We start from the raw sequence: 3,002 nt of genomic DNA, 5'->3' as shown, positions 1-3,002 counted from the left end.
TTCAGAATGGTAATAAACATGTTCATGTCCCCGGGTGGCGATAATATGGCGACAACCGTAATCATAAAGTTGCCTTATTTTTATTTGTGTTTCGTCGGGTGTTAACGTACCGCAGGAGACAAAACCATAATCCACCCACGGGCAAACCTGTTTAAAATAGTCATCTGTTCCTCGCGCGGAGAAATCAAATGACAGAGTGATATTGCGCAGTTTTATTTTTTCCAGTTCCGTTTCGAGGTGTCCGTTTAAACTGGAATGGACCAGGTCAAACTGTGCGATATAATCCATATCCTCGGGTGTCAAATGCAGGGGATGTTCGCGCAATACGCCATTCTTATTGCTGGTAACAAACTCCCTGTCTCCCTGATTCAACCGAATGCAGGCATAGCCGTTCTCGCCGTCGTAGTGACGACAGCGCTGTGTATCAACGGCCAATTCACGCAGCGTTGCCTGCACGTGGCGAGCGGCATCGTCACTACCGAACGCCCCTAAAAACGCACTCTCATTACCGGCGAGTCGCGCATAGGCGGCAAAATTCAGCGCATTGCCGCCGGGATACATGATGCCGGTGTGCAGATATTTATCGACGACATTGTCACCAATGCCTATCACCTTAATGCTCATCGTGATTCCTTATGCGCGAACGTTATTGGGGGCGTCCCTGCCAGTCTATTTCCCCAGGTGTTATCAGTATTCCACTTTCCACATATAACGGCGGGTGGTTAATGGGTGTTGGCGAATCTCTGCCAGCGCGCGGTTATATACCGGGTACACGTTGTTAAACAGTGAGTGGTTAAAATAATCAATCACACTGGGTTTGATGGTGGATAGGCCCAATTCTTTCGCATCTACCACTTCTATCCGACGGCCATATTTTTTCAAAAAATTAAGGGCGCGCTCATCGACGGCGCGCGCGCTGCCTTCAGAAAACTGGAAAAAGAAGGGGGTGTTGGCATCGGTAATTTCAAAAGGACCGTGGAAAAATTCGCCGCTGTGAATACAGGCAGAATGGATCCATTGCATTTCCATAAAAATGCAGATGCTTTGCAAATAGGCCGCACCGTAACCGGCTCCGCTGGCCATGGTATAAATCACCTTGTCATCTTTATATTCCTGAGCGAAGGCCGCAGCCCGTTTGCTCAGGTGTTCACAGGCACGATAAACAATGCGGTTGATTTTGCTCAGACCATCCTGGAAATCATCATAATGGGCATAGCCTTCGGTCTGGTGCAGGATCTCTACGGCGCTGATAAGCCCTTTCAGCGTTTTCTCCTGCGCGATATCTTTGCCATCGCCAAAGCTGTAGCTTTCAACAAAATCGCAGTGAGCTACCAGCGGTGAATCCGTTACCCAGGTTAACCCGATAACCGGCACGCCACGGCTTTGCGCCAGCGCTGCCGCCTGAATGGTTTCCGGCGTGTTTCCCTTGTGAGACGCTACGACGACGATGGCATTTTCACCCAGTGCTACCGGCGGGTTATGGATAAACTCTCCGCTGTTATACAGCCCGACAGACACCGTTGTTGCCTCTTTCTCAATAAAGGCTTTCGCCGGATAAAACGCCGCATAGGAGCCCCCGCAGGCGACGTAGTAAACGTGCTTAACGCCCCCTTTCTCCGTTTTGCTGGCTACGATGTCGCTGATAATCTGTTTAATACTCATCACTTTTCCTCTTCGGTCGCTGCCGACATTGGCGCTATCACGTCATGCCTTGCACATTGAATCTTCAATGTATCTAAATGTATTGTTATATGTGTATAACATTGAGATACATTTATGGCAATACACGCGACCATAAAAAATCGGGACCCGCGATGCGGATCCCGATTTAAGCCGTAACAGGACGCGATGAACAGAAAGAAAAAGTGATTACACGGTGAAACGCAGCTTGTCACCGACCACCAGTTGGTGGGAAATGCATGAGATATCGCGGTGGTTGTCTACCATTTCACTCATGATCGAGATGAGCGGATGGCGCTCGGCGACGCCAAGGTAGTGTGCGACGTCGAAATTGGCGTACACCAGTTCGATTACTTTGCTGGAGTGGGTAAACCACAGATCGTAGCGTTGGCGCAGGACGTCATACAGCGAGTTATTATTCAGATCTTCGTTGATCAGGAAGGCAAAACGCGGCGGAAACCATACGGTTTCCAGCGAAACGGGCACCTCGTCGGCATAGCGAATGCGCTCCAGCACCACCGCTTTTTCCTCTTTGCCCATGCCAAAGCGTTCACGAATCTCTTTGTTGGCGGGTTCGAACACGGATTTGATGGTGCGAGCGCCGGGTCGCCGCCCCTGTGAACGACACAGTTCACTAAAGCTCATGATACCCGTCATGCTGCGCTGAAATTTCTCTTCTGATACAAAGGTGCCTTTACCCGATACGCGGGTCAGCAGCTTCTCACGCGTCAATGCATCCAGCGCTTTGCGTACCGTGACGCGGCTGACATTCCAGCTGGCGCTCAGATCGTTCTCGGTCGGGATTTGCTGGCCGGGCGGAAATTCACCGCTGAGAATCGCCTCTTTCAGCGCTTCTTCAAGCTGTTTATACAGCGGTGTTGCACTCGTGGTATCCGGCAGATTCACGTTAAGTATCCTTTTGTATTATCCTCGCCCTCGCGCAAGGATAGCATACAATACTTTCTCTTATGGATACCGTTGGCCTGCGTAACGCATACCGGTCGTGTGCAACGCCCGCTGTCGTTGATTTTAACCGCTCAGGAAGAGGCCGCCAGACGCGGAATAAACGCGGTTGTCTGCTCCTGATAGCGCGGTACATCGTTGACCTGGAAAATCGCCACCGCCTGCGTGAGCTGGCGTGCTTGTTCTTCCAGCGATGCCGCTGCGGCAGCGGATTGTTGCACCAGCGCGGCGTTTTGTTGCGTGACGCCATCGATATCATTAATTGCCTGGCTTACCTGATGGATGCCCTGACTTTGTTCATCGGACGCGGTAGCAATCTCTTCGATCAACGCATTCACCTGACCGATGGCCTCAATAAT

3 protein-coding genes and 1 pseudogene are annotated in these 3,002 nt (G+C 51.0%); all 4 read right to left on the bottom strand.

The annotated features are described in order from the left end of the window. Positions 1–624 (bottom strand): PfkB family carbohydrate kinase (locus J5224_RS24460; protein ID WP_264627822.1); only part of this gene is annotated, 624 nt, incomplete at its 3' end. A 63-nt stretch (positions 625–687) separates the two neighbouring features. Further along, the gene (gene fraB / locus J5224_RS24455; protein ID WP_413544717.1) at positions 688–1,662 is read right to left on the bottom strand and encodes a 6-phosphofructose-aspartate deglycase; all 975 of its coding nucleotides are present in this window, start codon (positions 1,660–1,662) and stop codon (positions 688–690) included. A 207-nt stretch (positions 1,663–1,869) separates the two neighbouring features. Further along, complete coding sequence (locus tag J5224_RS24450; protein ID WP_264627820.1) at positions 1,870–2,586, bottom strand: GntR family transcriptional regulator; 717 nt, start codon at positions 2,584–2,586, stop codon at positions 1,870–1,872. Positions 2,587–2,717: 131 nt separating this feature from the next. Continuing rightward, positions 2,718–3,002 (bottom strand): annotated as a pseudogene (locus J5224_RS24445) (methyl-accepting chemotaxis protein); the annotation flags it as partial.

The organism is Candidatus Symbiopectobacterium sp. NZEC135 (genome assembly GCF_025962695.1).
This window is presented reverse-complemented; position numbering and strand designations above follow the sequence as displayed.

Excerpts from the sequence above, each read along its gene's own strand:
- fraB (WP_413544717.1), bottom strand. The coding sequence starts at position 1,662 with ATGAGTATTAAACAGATTATCAGCGACATCGTAGCCAGCAAAACGGAG.